This window comes from Azospirillum sp. (assembly GCF_035628975.1).
Lineage (GTDB): Bacteria > Pseudomonadota > Alphaproteobacteria > Azospirillales > Azospirillaceae > Azospirillum.
The window spans coordinates 135,465-154,196 of the sequence record NZ_DASPIS010000103.1 but is presented as its reverse complement, the minus strand read 5'-3'; the positions used below and the strand labels follow the sequence as shown (position 1 = coordinate 154,196).

Sequence of the window (18,732 nt, the reverse complement as noted above, 5' to 3'; positions counted from 1 at the left end):
GCCATTTCCCGCCGGCCACGGTGCCCCAGGCATTGACCGCGAAGGTGACCTGGATCGTGCCGTCGGTGTTGGTGGTAGCCATTTTGGAACTCCGCTTTATGGGTATCGCCTTGTTCCGCAGGCTCGTCTGTTAGCCTTAATTGGGTACTAACACTTATGGTTAGGAAATTATGAATGAGGCGGTTTCCCGTGGCATGAATGAGACAAAAAACGGGCATCGCTCCTTGGTCATGATTCAGCCAAAAACGAAACTTCCGCGCTCAGTAGAAACCCGGATCGGGTGATCGGCAGATTTTCGCCAGCCACCTTGAGCCTGACTGTTTGTATTTGTCGAAAGCGTTGCGAAATAAGCTCAAACGCTACTTTTTTGGACCGCTGACTTGGCGTGACGGGATCACCTCCCGCGGGAGGCACCCTGTCGGGCGAATGGAACCTAAAGGCCCGGAACTGCGTCTAGAACGAGCGTCCCGGCGGCGCAGGATCGGCATGCGGAGGCGGAGAGCGTGGACAGCGGAACGGATGGCGGGCGCTGGGATGACGGCCAGGGGGATGACGGGCAGCGGCAGGGCAGGGGGCGCATCGACCGCGTCAACCTCGCCCTCTGGCTGCTCGGCATCCTGGCCGGGGTGGCGGTACTCTGGCTGCTGCAGGCGGCAGCCTCGATTCTGATCCCGGTCATCTCGGCCTTCTTCGTCGCCGTCGCCGTCGCCCCGGTCAGCCGCTGGATGCGCGAGCGGGTGCCGCGCCGCCTGTCCTGGCTGGGACTGGCCGCATCGATGCTGCTGATCCTGGGCATCCTGGCCGCCTTCTTCGGCGGCATGGCGCTGGTGGCACAGCGCGTGGCGGAGGATTTCCCGCAATATGCCGAGGCGCTGGGCAAGCTGTGGGCGAAGGTCAACCAGTGGATCCAGGGCGCCAAGGCCGATCTGGGGCCGGCGGCCGGGCAGGGGAGCGGCCAGCAGGTCGGGCAGGGCGGCGGCGAGGTGCCGGCCGACCCGATCACCGGCTTCGCCAAGGCGGCCCTCTCATCGGCCGGCCAGACGGCCTCCATTCTGGTGCTGACCGTCTTCCTCGCCCTGCTGATGCAACTGGAGGCGCCGATCTGGCGCGAAAAGATCGTCATGACGCTGGGCCGCGAGCGCTGCCAAACCGCCGTGGAGGCGGTGGCCGCCATCGCCCAGCAGTTCCGCCGCTATCTGGTGGTCAGCAGCGTGCTGGGGCTTATCACCGCTGCGCTCTATATCGGCTGGCTGTCGCTGTTCGGGGTGGATCTGGTCCTGCTGTGGGGCCTGCTGGCCTTCCTGCTGAACTATGTGCCGGTGGTGGGATCGGTGGTGGCCGGGGCGCTTCCGGTCCTGCTGACCGTGGCGACCAAGGACGCCGGCACCGCGACGGCCGTCGCCGCCGGCCTGCTGGTGATCGAGCAGGTGATGGGCAACTTCGTGGCGCCGCACATGCAGGGCAAGCAGCTGGCGATCTCGCCGCTGGTGGTGATGATCGCGCTTCTGCTGTGGAGCTGGCTGTGGGGAGCCGCCGGCGCGCTGCTGGCGGCCCCGATGGCCGTGCTGATCGCCATCACCCTGAACCACGCCGACGCGTTGCGCCCCTTCGCCATCTTCATGAGCGACAAGAGCGATCGGGAACGCTTCGACGCCCACACACGGGCGGAGTGACCCGGACCGGCGCGAATGCGCCGGCCTTGAGGGCGCACCGAAAATGCATAACTATCATTATGGAAATTTAGTTCAAGTGCGTCCCAAAGCGGAAACGCCGCCCGGCCTTGCGACCGGACGGCGTTCGGAACCCTGGCTGTGAAGCGCGCCTGAAGATCAGGCCGCGTTTTCGCTCAGCACGCCGCGGCGGATCTGGTCGAGCTCGATGGATTCGAACAGCGCCTTGAAGTTGCCTTCGCCGAAGCCCTCGTTGCCGATGCGCTGGATGATCTCGAAGAAGATCGGGCCGATGACGTTCTGGGTGAAGATCTGCAGCAGCAGGCCCTGGCCCTCGGTCGGCGCGCCGTCGACCAGGATGCGGTTGGCCTGGAGCCGCTTCAGATCCTGGTTGTGGCCAGGCACGCGGGCGTCGATGCGCTCGTAATAGGTGTCGGGCGTGTCCTGGAACGGGGTGCCCAGGCCGCGCATCGTCTCCACCGTGTGGACGATGTCGTTGGTGCCGAGCGCGACGTGCTGGATGCCTTCACCCTTGTAGTCGCGCAGATATTCGACGATCTGCGACTTGTTGTCGGCGGACTCGTTGATCGGGATGCGGATCTTGCCGCAGGGGCTGGTCATCGCCTTCGACCGCAGGCCGGTCAGCTTGCCTTCGATGTCGAAGTAGCGGATCTCGCGGAAGCCGAACAGGCGGGTGTAGAAGCCGGCCCACTCCTCCATCCGCCCGGTGTGGACGTTGTGGGTCAGGTGGTCGATGTAGGTCAGGCCGGCGCCCTTTGGATGCTGATCCACACCCGGCAGCGGCACGAAATCGACCTCATAGATGCTGCCGCGCTCGCCATAGCGGTCGACGAGGTAGATCAGCGAATCGCCGATGCCCTTGATGGCGGGGATGTTCAACTCCATCGCGCCGACTCGGTTCTCGACGCCCCAGGCGCCGAGGTCCACCGCACGGCGGTAGGCGAAGGCGGCGTCGGCGACGCGGAAGGCGATGGCGCAGATCGACGGGCCGTGCTGGGCGGCGAAATTGCGTGGGAAGCCCGACGGCTCGGCATTGACGATGAAGTTCACGTCGCCCTGGCGATAGAGCGTCACGTCCTTGGACCGGTGGCGGGCGATCGCCGAGAAGCCCAGTTGCTCGAACAGGCGGCCCAGCGCCACGGTGTCCGGCGCGGTGAATTCGATGAACTCGAATCCGTCGGTCTTCATCGGGTTTTCCCACATGTCGGCCATGATCGCATCTCCCTTGGTTTGTTATGCGATCAGTATGCCGGACTGTTCGTGGAAATAGCTTTCAAAGTGGGGCCGGCACACCTATGATTTTGGCAGGATTTTTCGCTGAACGGCGCCCAGTCGGAGAAACCGTCCGTTGCCTGCCACTCTATCGGAAATCGACGTCAAAATCCTGATCGCCCTGCAGGAGGATTCGCGCCTGACCGTGCAGGAGCTTGCCGACCGGGTCGGCACCTCCCCCTCCTCCTGCTGGCGCCGATTGCGCTCGCTGGAGGAGACAGGGGTGATCCGCCGCTACACGGCGCTGGTCGATCCAAAGGCGGCGTCGGTGGGGGAGTGCGTGTTCGCCCATGTGACGCTCGACCACCATTCGGCCGAGACCGCCGCCGTCTTCATCGACGCGGTGCGCAAGCGGCCGGAGGTGCTGGAATGCTATGCGGTGTCGGGCGATGCCGACTATCTGCTGCGGGTCGCGGTGCGGGCGATCGCCGACTACAACCGCTTCCTGGAGGAGTTCGTCTTCCAGCTGCCCTTCCAGGTCCGCATCCGCTCCAACTTCGCCCTGAAGGAGATCAAGTTCGAGACGGCGCTGCCGTTGGGTGGGACTTTGGGTGGCGGGGTGTAGTGTGGTTGCGCCTGCCGCAGCCACGTCTTTCAGCCGTCATCCCCGCGAAGGCGGGGATCCAGGAAACTCCGCGGTTCGGCTGCCGAGCCGCCTGGATTCCCGCCTTCGCGGGAATGACGGCCGATGAAGCGGTGGCCTCCCCTACCCCGCCACCCTGCGCTTGGCCGGCACGGCGGCGGCGGCGGTCGCGGGGTGCGGGCCGGCGATGCGGTCGAGCAGCAGGTCCAGGCCGGTGCGGCTGGTCTCGTAAGCCACCCGTGCGCGGGTCAGCGTCTGGGCGGACGCGACGGCCAGAGCCTCGCGGTCGTCGGCCCAGGCCGCCAGGATCGGCAATGCCGCTTTCACGAAGTCGGCATCCTGCGGGACCAGCCCGTCGGCCGGGATGTCGGAACCGATGCAGCCGCGCTCATAGGCCACAACCGGCACGCCGGCGGCCATCGCCTCGAACAGGACCAGCGGCTGCGCTTCATTGCGGTAGCGGGTGGGGAAGACGAAGACGTCGATGTCGCGGTAGAACGCCTCCTTGGCCTCGCCATGGACCGGGCCGTGATACTCGACCGCCCCGTCGAAGGCCATCAGCCCGGCGGCGATCATCGCATTGTCCTTCGGCTTCAGGCCGGGGCCGGCCAGCACCAGCTTGGCGTCCACCCCGTCCAGTTGCAGGGCGCGCAGCAGGGCGAACAGCGTGTCCAACCCCTTCTCGCTGCACAGGTTCGACAGGTGGCCGATGCGCAGCGGGCCGTCGCGCCGCGGGCGCGGGATCGCGTCTGGGACGGAGAAGATGGCGTTGGACATGGTCATGCAGCTGCGCGCCGCCGGATAGATCGACTGGAACCGCATCTGCATCGCCGGGCACAGCAGCACATGGGTGCAGTCGGCACCGGCCACCCGGGTCAGCAGCCGCATCCGCCAGGTCGGCTTGCTGATGGTGGCGAAGGAATGGTGGTGCAGCACCCGCTCGTAGCCGAACAGGCGCGCGGTGCCGGCAAGCGCCGCGGTGTAAAGCGCACCCCAACCCGAATCGACCGGCATGTAGAAGCGCCGGTCGGCCTTGCTCAGCCCGGCAGCCAACCGCCCCATGGTCCCGAACACCCGCGCCATCTTGCGCAGGTGGTAGGCGGCGCCGCCGCCGTTCCATCCCGGCGACAGGTCGGCCACCTCGACACGGCCGCGCCCCCGCATGCGGTCCTGGAGACGTTCCAGCACCAGGGCGGTCACCCGGCTCATCCCGTCCACCGGCGGCGGCAGCCGTCCCGAGACGACCACATGGGTGCGCGCGTTCCGTTCCATCGTCAACTCCCGGTCAGTGCCGCTCCGGCGGACCGGCCATGCTGGCCACCCTCCGGGTCGGCGGAATAGTCGGACGCATACTCCGTGTCCGCGCTGCGCTCCGCCTTCGGGCCGCCCAGCGCCACCACGGCCTTCTCCACCGACTGGGCGAAGAAGCTGGCATCGGCCAAGGCCTGGAAAGGCCGCCCGTTCAGGCTCAGACGGCGCCATTCATCCTCATCCCCCGCGACCGACAGCATGTAGCGCGCCAGCCCCTCGGGGTTGTCCGGCTCCACGATGTGGCCGTTCAGGCCGCTGCGGATCAGCACGTCGCGGGCGCCGCACTGATCGGACAGGATGGTCGGAACCCCCATGGCCAATGCCTCGTTCACCACCAGACCGAACTGCTCCTCCAAGGACGGCAGAAGCAGGCACAGCGTGGACCCCAGCGTTTCAGCGATCCCCTTCTCCTGCAGGAAACCGCGGAAGATGATCGATCCGTCCAGCCCGCGCCGGGTCACCTCGGCCCGCAGATCCGCCTCCAGGGGACCGGACCCGCAGAGGTGGAGCGGACGGGCGGCCGGACCGGCCAGCCGCCGGTAAATGTCGTAGGCTTCGACCGCCCGGAACAAGTTCTTCTTCGGGACGAAACGCGCGATGATGGTGAAGTGGCGGTCGGCGAAGGGTACTCCCCCAGGGGCCGGCTCCATCCCGGACAGCCGCCGGATGCGGTCCAGGGACAGCGTGTCGTACCCGATATAGAGTCTGTCTTTCGGGAGTCCCAACAGGCGGAAGTAATCCACCGTGCGGTGGCTGCCGCCGATCCCCGCCTGATAGGGGGAGTAGAAGACGCTCTTGACCATCTCCCGCCACAGGATGCGCGGCTTGTCGTCGTATTTGGACGCATTCATGTTGATGACCTTGCGCCCCGTCAGCCGCATGGTCAGGGCTAGCGCGAAGACGTCCGGATCCTCGTAATGGCACAGGAAGACGAAGCGCGCGTCGACGCGCCGGCATTCGCGCAGCAGGGCGCGGTAGACCGCGGCCTTCGACAGGTCGGCCTTCGACTGGCCGGGGAACAGGGTGATCTTGCGGAAGTTCTGTCCCGTTCCGGTCGAGTCCCAGGCGTAGGTGTGCGATTTCGACCCGACCTCCAGCCCGATCACGTCATAGACATGGCCCAGTCGGCGGCCGACGGCTTCCAGCCGGTCCATGTGGTAGGGGCCGAACATTTCCCAACTGAAGACCAGCGCGGGCTTCTTCATGCTGCCTCTCCCAACAGAAGACGGGCGTATCGGTCGAGCGCCACGGCACGGGTGGCGTTCGCTTCCACCCAGGCGCGGCCGCGGCGGCCCATGGCGGTTGCGCGGGCGGAATCGGACAGCAATGCCGCCACCGCCTCCGCCATGGCGCGCGGCTCCTCCGGCGGGGTGCACAGGAAGGCGCCGACCTGCGCCTCCAGCGTGGCGAGCGCCGAACCCGGCAGGCAGGTGCTGACGAAGGGCCGGCCGGCGGCGAGGATGGTCACCGCCTTGCCGGGCATGGCGAAGGCCGCTCCTTCGGGACGCTGGGGCACGAGATGGACGTCGCCCTCCGCCATCGCTTCGTTCAACTGGTCCTTGGGCGCCAGCGGCTGGAAGATCACGTTGCCGAGCCCCATGGCGCGGGCGCGCGACTTCAACTCCTCCTCCAACCCGCCCTGCCCGCGCATCTTGACGCGGGCCTGCGGCATCAGCTCGGCCAGATGGCCGGCCATGTCCAGCACCTGCTCCAGCCCCTGCTTGCGGGCGAAGGCGCCGCTGTAGAGCGCGGTCGGCGGCTGGTCGGGGCGCGGCAGCGGATGGACGGCGTCGGCATCGACATGGGGCGGGATCACATGGATGGGCCTGGTGACGCCCAGCTCCTCCAGCACGCCGCGCATCGGCTCCGACAGGACGACGATGGCGTCGGCGCGGTTCAGCGCCGTGCGCTCCATGGCGCGGATCGCCTTGACCGCCGCCTTGCCGCCCATCCCGAGCGCGCCGGCGAGGCCGGACTGGATGTCGTGAACGATGGCGACGTGGCGGCCGCCCGGCGTGGTCAGCCGGTCGGCGATGGCCACCGACAGGATCGATGGGCAGAGCGACAGCACCGCGTCGTGCCGCCCGACCCGGCCGCGGGCGAGTGCGGCGGCGAAACCGGCATGCAGCACGCCCTCGTGGATCAGCCGGGCCTTCATGCCGCCGCCGGCCGGCGGGATGGTGGGCAGGCGCTCGATCAGCACCCCGTCCACCGTCTTGCTGTCCTGCGCCCCGTCGGCGTAGCCGTCATAGACCTTGTTGCCGGGATAGTTGGGCCGCGCGGTCAGCACGGTCGTTTCGGCCCCGGCCGCCGCGAAGGCGGTGGCGAGGTCGGTCATCATCGGCGCGCTGCCGGCCGGCTCCGGCCAATAGCTCTGCGCCACCAGCAGCAGCTCTTCCGGCACGGGCACGTCCGACAGGGAAAGCGAGCTGGACGGCCGGTCGATGACCGGCTCCCGCAGATGGATGGAATCGTCCGGCATCGGGGCTTTACTCCGCAGCCTGCTTCGGGGCTTGGCGACTGTCCGGAGCGGCGTTCTCCAGGAACCAGTCGTAGGTGCGGCGCAGCCCCTCCTCCAGCGACACCTTGGGACGCCAGCCGGTGGCGAACAGGCGCGACACGTCCATCAGCTTGCGCGGGTGGCCGTCGGGCTTGCTCAGGTCGTGGGTCAGCGTGCCGGTGTAGCCGACGGTGTCGCGGATCAGTGCGGCGAGGTCGGCGATGGCGATGTCGTCGCCGGGGCCGACATTGATGATCTCCTCGCTGTCGTAATGGTCCATCAGGTGCAGGCAGGCATCCGCCATGTCGTCGACATAGAGGAACTCGCGCCGCGGCGTGCCGGTGCCCCACAGCGTCACCGTCGGGTCGCCCGCCAGCTTGGCATCGTGGAAGCGGCGGATCATACCCGGCAGCGCGTGCGAGGTCTCCGGATCGAAATGATCGCCGGGCCCGTACAGGTTGGACGGCATGGCGCAGATGGCGTTGAAGCCGTACTGGCGCCGGTAGGCCTGGCACATGGTGATGCCGGCGATCTTGGCGACGGCGTAGGGCTTGTTGCTCGGCTCCATCGGGCCGGACAGCAGCGCCTCCTCCTTGATCGGCTGCTCGGCATGCTTCGGGTAGAGGCAGGAGGAGCCCAGGAACAGCAGCTTTTTCACGCCGGCGCGCCACGCGGCGTCGATGACGTTGTTCTGGATCAGCAGGTTGTCGCGGATGAAGTCGCCGCCGAAGCGGTCGTTGGCGAGGATGCCGCCCACCTTCGCCGCGGCCAGGATCACATGCTCGATCCCCTCGCGGTCGAAGAAGGCGCGCACCGCCGCCTGGTCGGTCAGGTCGAGCTGCGACCGGTCGCGGATCACCAGGTCGGTGTGCCCGGCCTCGGTCAGCCGCCGCAGAATGGCGGACCCGACGAGTCCCCGGTGACCGGCGACGAAGATACGGCTGTTGCGGTCCATGCGGGCCGTCTCCTGATGAAGAGGTGTCTTGGGGGGGAGGCTCCTAAGCCCCCTCCCCATCCCTCCCCCGCTCTCGGCCGGCCCAAGGCCGGTCCGATCGCGGGAGAGGGGGTAGAACGCTTGCTGAAGTCCTTCAAAGGACAGCGGCAGTCCCCTCTCCCGCGATCGGACCGGCCTTGGGCCGGCCGAGAGCGGGGGAGGGTTAGGGAGGGGGCGGAGAACGCCCCCTACTCCGCCGCCTGCCCCATGCGCCCCAACTCCGCCCGCGCACGCTCCGCGTACCACTCGACCACGCCGGGCAGGCCGGCGGAGAGCGGGATGCGCGGGGTGAAGCCCAGCGCGGTCAACTTGGCGATGTCGGGGCTGCGACGGTCGGTGCCGCCGGGAGCCGCCGGACCGGGCATCACCTGGGCCTCGCGGCCGAGGCAGGACACCGTCTGCCGGGCGAGGTCGGCGATGGTGACCTCCTCCGGGTTGCCGACATGGTAGATGCCGAGATGCTCGCCCTTGTCGACCACCGTCACGATGCCGTCGATGGCGTCGTCGATGTGGACGAAGGCGCGGGTCTGGCGGCCGTCGCCCTGGATCTGGAAGGGAACCGGCCCGCTGGGATGGGAAGCGATCGCCTCCACCGCGCGGCGGGAGAACTCCGGCACCACATGCTCCCAGCCCATGTCGGGGCCGTAGACATTGTGCGGACGGAAGATCGCCACGCGGTCGAAGCCGCTGCGGCCCCAGTTGATGGCCAGCAGCTCCGAGATCAGCTTCGAGCCGCCGTAGCTGTAGCGGGCGTTCAGCACGTCCGGCACCACCAGCGGCACGTCCTCCGGCGTCGGCACCACCGGCGGGGTCTGGTAGGCTTCCGACGAGGAGGCGACGACGAGGTCGCCCACACCGTCGGCACGGCAGGCGTCCAGCACGTTCAGCATGCCGCGTACGCCGACGTCCAGGACCACTTCCGGCTTCTCGTAGAAATGCTTGGTGCCGTTGACGGCGGCCAGATGCAGCACGCCGTCGACGCCTTGCACCGCCCCGCGCACGGCGGCCGGGTCGCGGATGTCGCCCTGGACGAACTCCACATCGTCCAGCACGCCGGCCAGCCGCCCGGTATGCCCGCGCGAGTTGTCGTCCAGCACGCGGACGCGGTGGCCGTCACGGACCAGCCGGTGGACCAGGGCGGCGCCGATGAAGCCGCTGCCGCCGGTGACGAGATAGTGTTTCATGTCGGTTCGATTCCCCTTGGAGGCCTGGATGAACGTCAGGCCACATGCGCGTAGCGGGCGGCCCCATGGCTGCCGAGAGCCACGTAGGCGGTGCCGTCCGGCAGGTCGACATCGCGGCTGTTGAAGTTGTTCCAGAAGTCGTAGATCACGCCCGGCCGGTCCATCCGCTGAGCCAGATCCGGCAGCGGCATCGAGGTGAAGACCGGGTGGTTGTTCAGGATGACCGCCAGATTGGCGCCGGACACCGCCTCGGTCATGTTGGCCGCCGGCTCCAGACCGAAGGAGCGGATGTCGTCGGGGCGCACCACCGCGTCGAAGCCGCGCAGCCGGGCGGTGGGGAAGCGCTGGCGCAGTTCCTCCAGCACCGGCTTGGCCATGGTGCCGCGCAGGTCGTCGGTCGCCGGCCGGCCCTTGAAGGCGAGGCCCATCAGGCTGATGGTCGGCGCCTCCGGGAAGCCCTGCATGGAGCGGGCGAGCTTGCCGAGGAAGTCGGCGACCTCGACCGGCTGGCTTTCGTTGACCAGACGGCCGGCGGCGGTGATCGCCATGTCGACGCCGACCTCGCGCGCCGCCTCGATCAGGATGTGGGGGTCCTTCTCCAGGCAGGGGCCGCCGACCGGACCGGGCAGCGGGAGGTTGGTGCGCGGATAGCCCAGCTTGCCGGCGCGCGCCACCTCGACCGCCGAGATCTCCATGGCGTTGCACAGCTTGGCGATCTCGTTGGAGAAGGCGAAGGTGACGTCGCGGTAGGTGTTGTCGACCAGCTTGATCAGTTCCGCCGTCTCCAGCGTGGAAACCTTGACGGTGGTCGGCGTCAGGAAGCCGAAGATCTGCGCCGCGCGGGTGGCGACGTCCAGGCTCTCCGCCCCGATGATCTGCGGCAGCTGGTTCAGCTCCAGCAGCGCCTGGCCTTCCAGCGTGCGCTCCGGGCAGAAGGCGATGTCGAACTGCTTGCCGGTGGCGCGCAGGATCGGCGCCACGACGTTGCGGGTGGTGCCCAGCTTCACGGTGGAGCGCAGGATGACCAGATCGCCGTCGTGCAGGCAGCTGGCGACCTGACGGGTGGCCGCCTCGATCATGTCGGTGCGGACCCGGCCGTCCTTGCTCAGCGGCGTGCCGACCGTGATGATGAAGACGCTGGCCTTGCTGCAATCCTGCTGGTTGCGGCTGAAGGTGAAGCGACCGCGTGCGATGACGTGGCGCAGCTTCTCCGTCAGGCCCGGCTCGTGGAAGTGCGGGTTGCCCTGGCCGAGCTTGTCGAGCACGTCCTGCCGCACCTCGACCCCATGCACCTGGAAGCCGGCGTCCGCCATCGCCACCGCCAGCGTCAGGCCGACATAGCCGAGCCCGAGGACGCAGACGTTACGATCGGAAAAAGTCTTGGGAAGCATCGTCGCTCCTGCCGTTTGCTGAGGCCCCGCCACCGGCGGCGGGTTGCCGAGAGTTTGGAGACGCCCCGACTGCCCTGCCCTGTCTCCAAGGATGCAGACGGAGAAACCTCGAAATTCGAAATTGTTTTCTTGTTGTGACTTCGCCGTGACGATGAAGTACCTCGTTACCGGCGTTGTGCAGCGCGAAGTGTTTCAGAAATCGCCGTCCGATGAAAAGACCATGATTGCAGATCACGGCCGTATTAATAGTACTAACCCTCGCCGCGCCTGAATGAATGCTTGGAGGCACCAACAGAGACGTTCGAAAGTGGTGCAATAGGCACATTCCGTTCCCGCAGCCGAAAACCGAAGGACGGCCTTGCAAAATTGTCGGGTGCGATCACCGGGCCAGACAACCGGACTGTCATGCTTCACCTCCTTCACGCCGTTGCGCTGGTCAGCCGGCGCAGCCTTTTCGGGCGCACCAAGCCGGTCAGGACGGCCACCAGCGCGTAGACCACGACCATCGCCGCGCTGCCGGCGACGAAATGCACCAGCGCCGGCATGCGGTCGAAGAACGGGGCGCCGACATGGGCCAGGGCGAAGGCCGCTCCGATGGCCGCGCCGGCGCACAGCATCGCCCGCGCGGTTATCCCGACATACAGCTCGCCCACCGCCCGACGGTGGATCCAGGCGATGGCGACGGTGGCGGCCAGCTCCGCGGTGAAGGTCGCCATCGCGGCGCCCTCGATGCCGTAGCGGGGAATCCACCAGATGTTCAGCAGGGCGTTCAGCGCGCCACCCGACAGCATGGCGATCATGTAGCCGGTCTGCCGGTGCCAGACGAGCAGCGGGTTGCCCAGGATCATGTTGGCGTAGACCACCGCCGAGGCCAGCATCAGCAGCCGCAGCGCCAGCGTCGCCGGGGCGTAGGCGTCGCCGAACAGCGTGCCCAGGATGACCGGCGCCAGGGCGAAGCCGCCGGCAACGACCAGCCCGCCGACCGCCAGCATGACGCCGGCATAGGCGCGCATCCGGTCGCGCATCGGCCCGATCTCGCCATAAGAGGCAGCCAATTGCGGCAGGAAGGCGTTCATCACGATGTTGCCGACCAGATTGGCAAGGGTCTGGATCTTCACCGCCGCGCTGTACCAGCCGACCTCGGTGTGCGGGGCCAGGAAACCCAGCATCACCACGTCCAGATGGGTGAAGATCGCCCAGGCGAAGACGCCGACCGCCATCGGCGTCGCTGCCGTCAGGATCTCCCGCCACACCTTCAGGTCGATCCTCGGGCGCAGCGTGCCGAAATCGCGGCGGAAACGGCCGATCATGATCAGCGCGTTGACGGTGATGGAGCCGCCGGTGATGGCGGCTGCGGTGATGGCGTCCTCAGGTCCACGCACCAGGAGGAAGACGAGCAGCATGGAACCGATGGATGTCCCGATCTCGCGCGTGGCGATCACCCCCATCTTCTCGGTCGCCTGGTAAACAAAGTCGAGCACCAGGGCGTTCCCGAGCAGCTGGACCGCCTGCACCAGAAGAACCGCCTTCACCTCCATCGGCTTGTCCAGCGACAGGATGAAGACTGCATAAATGGCACCGACCAGCAGGGCCAGGACGGTGCGAAGGGTCAGTACATGCTCCGACAATTCGGCGGCCTGGTCGCGGTCGCGCGCGATCTCGCGGATTGCGTAGGTGGACAGGCCCATGTTCACGAACAGGGCAGCATAGGCCATCAGCGAAGTGCCGAACCCCAGCACGCCGAAGCTGTCCGGGCCCAACACCCGCGCGGTCCAGGCGGCGGTGACCAGCCCGCTCGCCATCGTCGCCGCCTTTGCGGCGGCAAGGGCTCGGATGTTCCGGAAGATGCGGTGGCCAGCTGACATTCACAGGCTCTTCGGTGGTGGACAGTATCTTCGATACGCAGGGCAAAACGGCCTCTCCCGCCCTGTGGGGCGGGAGAGGGGGGAAGCCATCCTCAGTTCGCGTAGTAGCGGCGATAGCCGTGGTATCTACCGCTGTCCGGGAACTCGTACTGGGCATGGCGCCGGGTATCGACCTGGCTGAACAGGACGCCCACCACCTCGCCGCCGGCTTCGACCACCTCCTTCAGGCCGGCCATGGCGGTGCCTCGCTTGGTCAACCCCCAGCGGACGATGAAGACGGTCTGGTCGGCGAGCGCCGCCAGCAGCTTGCCTTCCGACACCGCCAGGACCGGCGGCGAATCCAGGACCACGCGGTCGTAGTTGACCGACAGGCGCGACAGCAGCTGATGCATGCCGGACGAGCCCAGGGCATCCTGCGGCAGCGACGGGCCGTGACCGGCGGGGATGACGTGCAGGCCGGTGCGCGGATCGACCTGGATGACGTCCTCCAGCGCCGCGGTACCGGCCAGCACCTCCGACAGGCCGCGGTTGTTGGCCATGCCCAGCATCTCGTGCAGGCTCTTCCGCCGCAGGTCGCAGTCGACCAGGATCGTCCGCTGCCCGGCGTTGGCGCAGGTACGGGCGAAGGCCGCGGCGACGGAGCTCTTGCCCTCGCCCGGAACCGACGAGCTGAACAGGATCACCCGGTGCCGCCCGTCCGGATTGGCGAGCAGAAGCGAGGTGCGCAGGTTCTGCATCGATTCCGCGAAGGCGGAGATCGGCTTGTCGACCACATAGCTGGCGGGCGATCCGCCGAAGCGCGGAATGCGCGGCACGATGCCCAGGCTGCGCACGCCGGTCGCCAGTTCGAACTGGTGCGGGCTGCGGAAACCGCCGTCGGCCCGTTCGCGCAGCATGGCCAGAAGCACGCCCAGCGTGCCCGACGCGACCAGCGCCAGCAGCACGATCAGCTTGCGGTTGGGCTGCGACGGGTCGAGCGGGATCGACGCTTCCGACACCACACGGGCGTCGGGCTGGCGCATGTCGGTCTGCGCCGCGATCTGCTGCGACCGGGTCAGCAGCGCCTCGTACATCGACTGCGCGGTGGTGGCGTCGCGTTCCAGGGTGCGCAGGCCGACGGTCGCCTGCTGCTGCTCGTTCTGCTTGGCCTCGGCCTGATCCAGGCTGGCCTTCAGCCCCTGCTCGCGGCCCTTCGCCAATTCCACCTCGTTGCTGAGGTTGGAGACGATCTTGCCGACATCGGCCTTGATCTGGCCTTGCAGGTCGCGCAGCTGGCTCTGAAGGGCCTGCAGCATCGGGTGCTTGCTGCCGTAGCGATTGGTGGCGTCGGCGATCTGACGCTGGATGTCGACCTCGCGCTCGCGCAGGGCCTGGATCAGCGGAGATCCCAGCACGTCGCCGACCGCCGAGGCGCCGCGCGGCGAATTGGCCATCGCGGTGACGTCGCGCAGCTTGGTCTCCGCCTCCTGCCGCTTGGTGCGGGCCAGGATGTAGTCGGCGTTCAGCTGGCTCAGCTGCTGGCCGACGACGGTGCTTTCGTTGACCGACGAGGTGGTCAGGCCATGCTGGGTCCGGTATTTCTCCACCGCGTCGCCGGTGGTCTGCGCTTCGCGGCGCAGGTCGGCCAGCCGTTCCTCCAGCCATTGGGTGGCGCGCTTGGACGCCTTGAACTTCTCGTCGAGCTGGTCGACCAGATAGAGGTCGGCCATGGTGTTGGCGATCAGGGATGCCTTGCGCGGGTCCTCGCTGTCGAAGCTGACGGCGATGACGTAGGAGCGGCCCTGCGGCCGGACCGACGTGTTGTCGAGCACCTCGTTGACCACCGAGGTCAGATGGTTGCGCTCGATCTCCTCGGGCGACAGCGGCACGTCGCTGGTCTGCTTCCAGCTGTCGGGAATCCAGTTGCGCGGGTTCAGCGCCGCCACCCAGCCGGGGGGCGGCGGCCGCAGCGAGGCGTTGAATTCCGGATCGTTCATCAGCTTCAGCTTCGCCACCACTTTCTCGGCGAAGGCCGGCGACTTCAGGATGGCGACCTCGCTCTGCAGGGAGCTGATGTCGGGCGTCATGTCGGAGACCACGCCCTCGAAATTGAGGACGGTGTTCTTGCGGTGCTCCACCATGATCAGGGTCTCGGCCGTGTAGAGCGGCGTCATCCGGAACGCGGCGAGGACCGCCAGTCCGGTGCCGATCACGATCACCGTGCCGATCAGCAGCTTGTGCCGCCGCAACAGCCCGGTGGTTCGGCGCACCGCACTGGCCGCACTGGCCGACAGATCGTAGGAGATTCCGGGGGAGACGGAACCTGGGCCCCGCCGAGACTCAGGGGTGTTGCGTCGGGGTTGATCCTGAAGTTCCTGGGTGGCCAAGGGGGTCCTCCTCGCGTAACGACCAAAAGCGCGGCCATAGGACCGTCCGTTTGCCCGATCCGCCGTTTCGGACAGCGGCTGCTGTCCGGCTGGCAGGCTCGGCGGTTCGTCCGATTGGCTGAAACGCAGTGTTAGTCCAGCCGTTGCATCGGCCATCCAGTGCATGCGGCGAGCAATGGGCGCGCAGTGGGTAGCCTTCCTGACCCTGTTGCAGTGCAGTATGGACCGCAGAGACAGGACGGGGGATAATGGGGGTTACTCGGAAGGACAGGTTCCATGACGAACGAACGAGCGGGCGAACGGACCGACTGGGCTGCGCTGATCCCCGCGCTTTTCCCCACTCTGGCCAGACTGGAACCGGATTCGGCAGCCTGTCTGGGCAACGCCGGCCGGCGGGTGAACGTTCCCCGCGGAACCGTCCTGTTCCGTGCCGGCGACCGTTGTCACACCTTCATGATGGTGCTGGACGGCGCCGTGCGGGTGCAGATGGCGTCGGAAACCGGGCGCGAGATCGTGCTGTACCGCGTCTCCCGCGGGGAGACCTGCATCGTCACCACCGCCTGCCTGCTGACCGACAACCCCTACAGCGCCGAAGCGGTGGCCGAGACCGACATCGACGCGGTGGCGCTGGCGGCCGGCCCCTTCCACGATCTAGTAGCCCGTTCCGCCGCCTTCCGCGACTTCGTCTTCGCGTCCTTCGGCAACCGGCTGACCGGCATGATGATGCTGATCGAGGAGGTCGCCTTCGGCCGCGTCGATTTGCGCCTGGCCCGTTTCCTGGCCGACCGGCGCGACGGCGCCGACGGGCTGGACATCACGCATCAGGCGCTGGCCGTGGAATTGGGCACCGCGCGGGAAGTGGTGAGCCGCCAGCTGAAGGAGTTCGAGCGCCGCGGCCTCGTGGCCCTGTCGCGCGGCCGGATCCAGGTGCTCGACCCCGCGGCGCTCATGGCACTGGCGGAGGATCGGTGAATGAAGTGTCGCTGCGGGGCCCCCTCCCCAACCCTCCCCCACCTGCGGTGGGAGAGGGGGCATTACGCGAAGCGGCGGCAGTTCCCTCTCCCGCGATCGGACCGGCCTTCGGCCGGCCGAGGGCGGGGGAGGGTTAGGGAGGGGGCAATCAGCGTCTGTCGAGAATTGCCGGAGCCCTATCCCCCTGTGACTCCGTCACAGACGGCAAGCCTCGCCACGGCCTACACCGGTCCTCATGCGGGACGCGAGCCCCGCGGACATCGCTTCAACAAGGGGACAGGTGCCGCCATGAATTGCCGCAATGTGGGCCCGGTGGATCGCGCGCTGCGCGCCATCGTCGGGTTGATCCTGCTTTCGCTGACCGTCGTCGGGCCGCAGACACTGTGGGGGCTGGTCGGGCTGGTGCCGCTGCTGACGGCGATCGTCGGCTTCTGCCCGGCCTACACGCTGCTGGGCGTCAAGACCTGCCGCACGGAAGACCACACCGCCTGACGGGCGCATCAGCCGGACATGCGAACGGCCCGCTCCTTTCCGGGGGCGGGCCGTTCGTGCTTTCGCAGAAAGCGCCGGGCCACGCTGTCAGGCGCGCGGGGCGTGCTTGTTCAGGATGCGCTGCAGGGTGCGGCGGTGCATCTTCAGGCGGCGCGCGGTCTCGGAGACGTTGCGGTCGCACTGTTCGAAGACCCGCTGGATATGCTCCCACCGCACGCGGTCGGCCGACATCGGGTTTTCCGGCGGCTGGGGCAGCGGGCGGCCGTCGGCCAGCAGCGCCGACTCGACGGCGTCGGCGTCGGCGGGCTTGGGCAGATAGTCGACCGCGCCGGCCTTCACCGCCGCGACGGCGGTGGCGATGTTGCCATAGCCGGTCAGCATGACGACGCGGGCGTCGGGGCGGGCGTCGCGCAGGGCGGACACCACGTCCAGCCCGTTGCCGTCGCCCAGCCGCAGGTCGACCACCGCGAAGGCGGGTGCGGATTCCTGCGCCACCTCGATGCCGAGTTGCACGCAATCGACCGCCACGACGTTGAAGCCGCGCTTTTCCATGGCGCGGGCCAGCCGCGTGCGGAAGGGGGCGTCGTCGTCGACGATCAGCAGGCTGCGGGTGACGTCGCCAGTGAATGTCAGTTTGACGGCATCGCCCGACAGCAGGTCATCGGTTGTTTTCAGGGTGTCCACCGTGAAACCTCATTTCTTGGCGTTGATGGTCTTCCAGCGCACGGAAATCCGCGCACCCGTTCCGCCCTGATTGGAGTGTCCGCCGGCGGTCTGATCAGCGGGCGGAGTGCCGGCCGGCGGGTTGTTGGTCGGGGAGTTGTTGGTGTAGCGCACCGTCGCGCCGGTCTTCTCCAGCAGCGTCTGCGCGATGAAGATGCCCAGCCCCATATGTCCGCCGCCCGTCTGCCCCTTGGGGCCGGAGCGCTCGCCGCGCACGGACAGGTACGGCTCGCCGATGCGGCCCAGCAGATGGGGCGGAAAGCCCGGGCCGTCGTCCATCACCGTGATGGTGACGCCGTGGCCATCCCAGGCGGCGGCGACCGTCACCTTGTGGCGGGCGAACTGGTGGGCGTTCTGGATGAAGTTGCCGATACCGTGGATGATCTCCGGGCTGCGGCGCAGGAAAGGTTCCTCCGCCCCGCCGACCGGGTGCGGTTCCACGACGAAGTCGATATGGCCCAGCCGATGCGGTGCGGCAGCGGCCTCGATCAGCGTGGTCAGCGGCAGCCGTTCGAACGGGTCGCCGCCGTCGGCCTCGGGCTTGCGCGCCAGATCGGCCAGGATCTCGCGGCAGCGCATCACCTGGCTCTGCAGAAGCTCGACGTCCTCGCCATAGGGGCTGTCGGGCGGCAGGTCGCGCGCCAGTTCCTTCGCCACCACGGCGATGGTGCCGAGCGGCGAACCCAGCTCATGCGCAGCCGCCGCGGCGAGCGCGCCCAGCGCGCCGAGGCGCTGTTCGCGGGCAAGCGCCACCTGCGAGGCGGCGAGCGCGTCGGCGAAGCGCCGCGCCTCGGCGGCGACGCGGAAGACATAGCCGGCGATGAAGACCGACGACACCGACAGCGACAGCCACACGCCGAAGGCATAGAGCGGCGCCATGGAGCGCACCGGCTCCTCCCACGGCAGCGGGAAGTGCCAGAGGGCGAGCGCGGTCAGGCAGATCAGGTTCAGCCCGGTCAGCAGCACCGTGCTGTAGCGCGACAGGATGGCGGCCCCCACTGTCATCGGCGCCAGCAGCAGGATGGCGAAGGGGTTGCTCAGGCCGCCGGTCAGATAGAGCAGCAGCGTCAGCTGCAGCATGTCGTAGCTGAGATACAGCGCGGCGTCGCGGTCGGCCAGCCGCAGCCGGCCGCCCTGCTGGGCCATCGCCACCACGTTCAGCAGGGCCGACGCGCTGATGGCGGCCAGAACCGGCCCCAGCGGCAGCGGGAAGCCCAGGCCCAGGCTGACGAAGCCGACCGCCGCCAGCTGCCCGATCACCGCGACCCAGCGGATCAGGATCAGCGTGCGCAACGTGATGCGGCCGTCGGGCTGCGCCCATTGCGGCGGTGCTGCGGCCGGAACCGGGGCGGGCAATACGCTGGCGAGCGTCACCATGATCCATACCC

The 18,732-nt window shown here is 68.0% G+C and carries 15 protein-coding genes; 4 read left to right on the top strand and 11 right to left on the bottom strand.

Annotated elements, in window-relative coordinates; all coding sequences use genetic code 11:
* Window positions 1-503 precede the first annotated feature (503 nt).
* Window positions 504-1,673: an AI-2E family transporter gene (locus tag VD964_RS23665; protein ID WP_324870950.1), complete on the top strand. Its 1,170-nt coding sequence runs from the start codon at window positions 504-506 to the stop codon at window positions 1,671-1,673.
* 156 nt (window positions 1,674-1,829) lie between these two features.
* Here VD964_RS23665 and hppD read toward each other — a convergent pair whose 3' ends face one another.
* Window positions 1,830-2,903: a 4-hydroxyphenylpyruvate dioxygenase gene (gene hppD, locus VD964_RS23660; protein ID WP_324870949.1), complete on the bottom strand. Its 1,074-nt coding sequence runs from the start codon at window positions 2,901-2,903 to the stop codon at window positions 1,830-1,832.
* Between the two features lie 136 nt (window positions 2,904-3,039).
* Between hppD and VD964_RS23655 the strand changes: the two genes are divergently transcribed.
* Window positions 3,040-3,528, top strand: coding sequence for an Lrp/AsnC family transcriptional regulator (locus VD964_RS23655; protein ID WP_324870948.1), 489 nt, complete (start codon window positions 3,040-3,042; stop codon window positions 3,526-3,528).
* A gap of 141 nt (window positions 3,529-3,669) precedes the next feature.
* Here VD964_RS23655 and VD964_RS23650 read toward each other — a convergent pair whose 3' ends face one another.
* From VD964_RS23650 to VD964_RS23615, 8 genes are all read right to left on the bottom strand, one after another.
* On the bottom strand, window positions 3,670-4,818 hold the full coding sequence (locus VD964_RS23650) for a glycosyltransferase family 4 protein (protein ID WP_324870947.1): 1,149 nt from the start codon (window positions 4,816-4,818) through the stop codon (window positions 3,670-3,672).
* Window positions 4,819-4,820: 2 nt separating this feature from the next.
* Window positions 4,821-6,062 (bottom strand): glycosyltransferase family 4 protein, encoded by a 1,242-nt coding sequence (locus tag VD964_RS23645; protein WP_149222994.1) that lies wholly within the window; start codon window positions 6,060-6,062, stop codon window positions 4,821-4,823.
* Window positions 6,059-7,339 (bottom strand): glycosyltransferase family 4 protein, encoded by a 1,281-nt coding sequence (locus VD964_RS23640; RefSeq protein WP_324870946.1) that lies wholly within the window; start codon window positions 7,337-7,339, stop codon window positions 6,059-6,061. The genes VD964_RS23645 and VD964_RS23640 overlap by 4 nt, the downstream gene beginning before the upstream one ends.
* A 7-nt stretch (window positions 7,340-7,346) precedes the next feature.
* Window positions 7,347-8,312 (bottom strand): GDP-L-fucose synthase, encoded by a 966-nt coding sequence (locus tag VD964_RS23635; RefSeq protein WP_324870945.1) that lies wholly within the window; start codon window positions 8,310-8,312, stop codon window positions 7,347-7,349.
* 227 nt (window positions 8,313-8,539) lie between these two features.
* Complete coding sequence (locus tag VD964_RS23630) at window positions 8,540-9,535, bottom strand: NAD-dependent epimerase/dehydratase family protein (RefSeq protein WP_324870944.1); 996 nt, start codon at window positions 9,533-9,535, stop codon at window positions 8,540-8,542.
* A gap of 35 nt (window positions 9,536-9,570) precedes the next feature.
* Window positions 9,571-10,926: a nucleotide sugar dehydrogenase gene (locus VD964_RS23625; RefSeq protein ID WP_324870943.1), complete on the bottom strand. Its 1,356-nt coding sequence runs from the start codon at window positions 10,924-10,926 to the stop codon at window positions 9,571-9,573.
* Between the two features lie 419 nt (window positions 10,927-11,345).
* Window positions 11,346-12,791, bottom strand: coding sequence for a flippase (locus tag VD964_RS23620; RefSeq protein ID WP_324870942.1), 1,446 nt, complete (start codon window positions 12,789-12,791; stop codon window positions 11,346-11,348).
* A 92-nt stretch (window positions 12,792-12,883) separates the two neighbouring features.
* Window positions 12,884-15,040, bottom strand: a complete 2,157-nt coding sequence (locus VD964_RS23615) for a GumC family protein (protein ID WP_324870941.1) — start codon at window positions 15,038-15,040, stop codon at window positions 12,884-12,886.
* A gap of 393 nt (window positions 15,041-15,433) precedes the next feature.
* Here VD964_RS23615 and VD964_RS23610 point away from each other — a divergent pair, with 393 nt between their 5' ends.
* Together VD964_RS23610 and VD964_RS23605 are read left to right on the top strand one after the other, a co-directional pair.
* A complete protein-coding gene (locus tag VD964_RS23610; RefSeq protein ID WP_324870940.1) occupies window positions 15,434-16,129 on the top strand; it encodes a Crp/Fnr family transcriptional regulator in 696 nt (231 codons plus the stop codon).
* A 288-nt stretch (window positions 16,130-16,417) separates the two neighbouring features.
* A complete protein-coding gene (locus VD964_RS23605) occupies window positions 16,418-16,621 on the top strand; it encodes a DUF2892 domain-containing protein (RefSeq protein WP_324870939.1) in 204 nt (67 codons plus the stop codon).
* Between the two features lie 87 nt (window positions 16,622-16,708).
* Here the strand turns inward: VD964_RS23605 and VD964_RS23600 are convergent, their stop codons facing one another.
* Entirely contained in the window at window positions 16,709-17,278 is a 570-nt protein-coding gene (locus VD964_RS23600; protein ID WP_044553362.1) for an ActR/PrrA/RegA family redox response regulator transcription factor, read from the bottom strand.
* A 36-nt stretch (window positions 17,279-17,314) separates the two neighbouring features.
* The gene (locus VD964_RS23595; protein ID WP_324870938.1) at window positions 17,315-18,721 is read right to left on the bottom strand and encodes an ActS/PrrB/RegB family redox-sensitive histidine kinase; all 1,407 of its coding nucleotides are present in this window, start codon (window positions 18,719-18,721) and stop codon (window positions 17,315-17,317) included.
* Window positions 18,722-18,732: the final 11 nt, after the last annotated feature.

Bases quoted from the DNA above. Each gene is read 5' to 3' on its own strand.
- VD964_RS23625 (WP_324870943.1), bottom strand. From the start codon at position 10,926: ATGCTTCCCAAGACTTTTTCCGATCGTAACGTCTGCGTCCTCGGGCTC.
- VD964_RS23645 (WP_149222994.1), bottom strand. From the start codon at position 6,062: ATGAAGAAGCCCGCGCTGGTCTTCAGTTGGGAAATGTTCGGCCCCTAC.
- hppD (WP_324870949.1), bottom strand. From the start codon at position 2,903: ATGGCCGACATGTGGGAAAACCCGATGAAGACCGACGGATTCGAGTTC.
- VD964_RS23635 (WP_324870945.1), bottom strand. From the start codon at position 8,312: ATGGACCGCAACAGCCGTATCTTCGTCGCCGGTCACCGGGGACTCGTC.
- VD964_RS23630 (WP_324870944.1), bottom strand. From the start codon at position 9,535: ATGAAACACTATCTCGTCACCGGCGGCAGCGGCTTCATCGGCGCCGCC.
- VD964_RS23640 (WP_324870946.1), bottom strand. From the start codon at position 7,339: ATGCCGGACGATTCCATCCATCTGCGGGAGCCGGTCATCGACCGGCCG.
- VD964_RS23620 (WP_324870942.1), bottom strand. From the start codon at position 12,791: ATGTCAGCTGGCCACCGCATCTTCCGGAACATCCGAGCCCTTGCCGCC.
- VD964_RS23605 (WP_324870939.1), top strand. From the start codon at position 16,418: ATGAATTGCCGCAATGTGGGCCCGGTGGATCGCGCGCTGCGCGCCATC.
- VD964_RS23650 (WP_324870947.1), bottom strand. From the start codon at position 4,818: ATGGAACGGAACGCGCGCACCCATGTGGTCGTCTCGGGACGGCTGCCG.
- VD964_RS23610 (WP_324870940.1), top strand. From the start codon at position 15,434: ATGACGAACGAACGAGCGGGCGAACGGACCGACTGGGCTGCGCTGATC.
- VD964_RS23595 (WP_324870938.1), bottom strand. From the start codon at position 18,721: ATGGTGACGCTCGCCAGCGTATTGCCCGCCCCGGTTCCGGCCGCAGCA.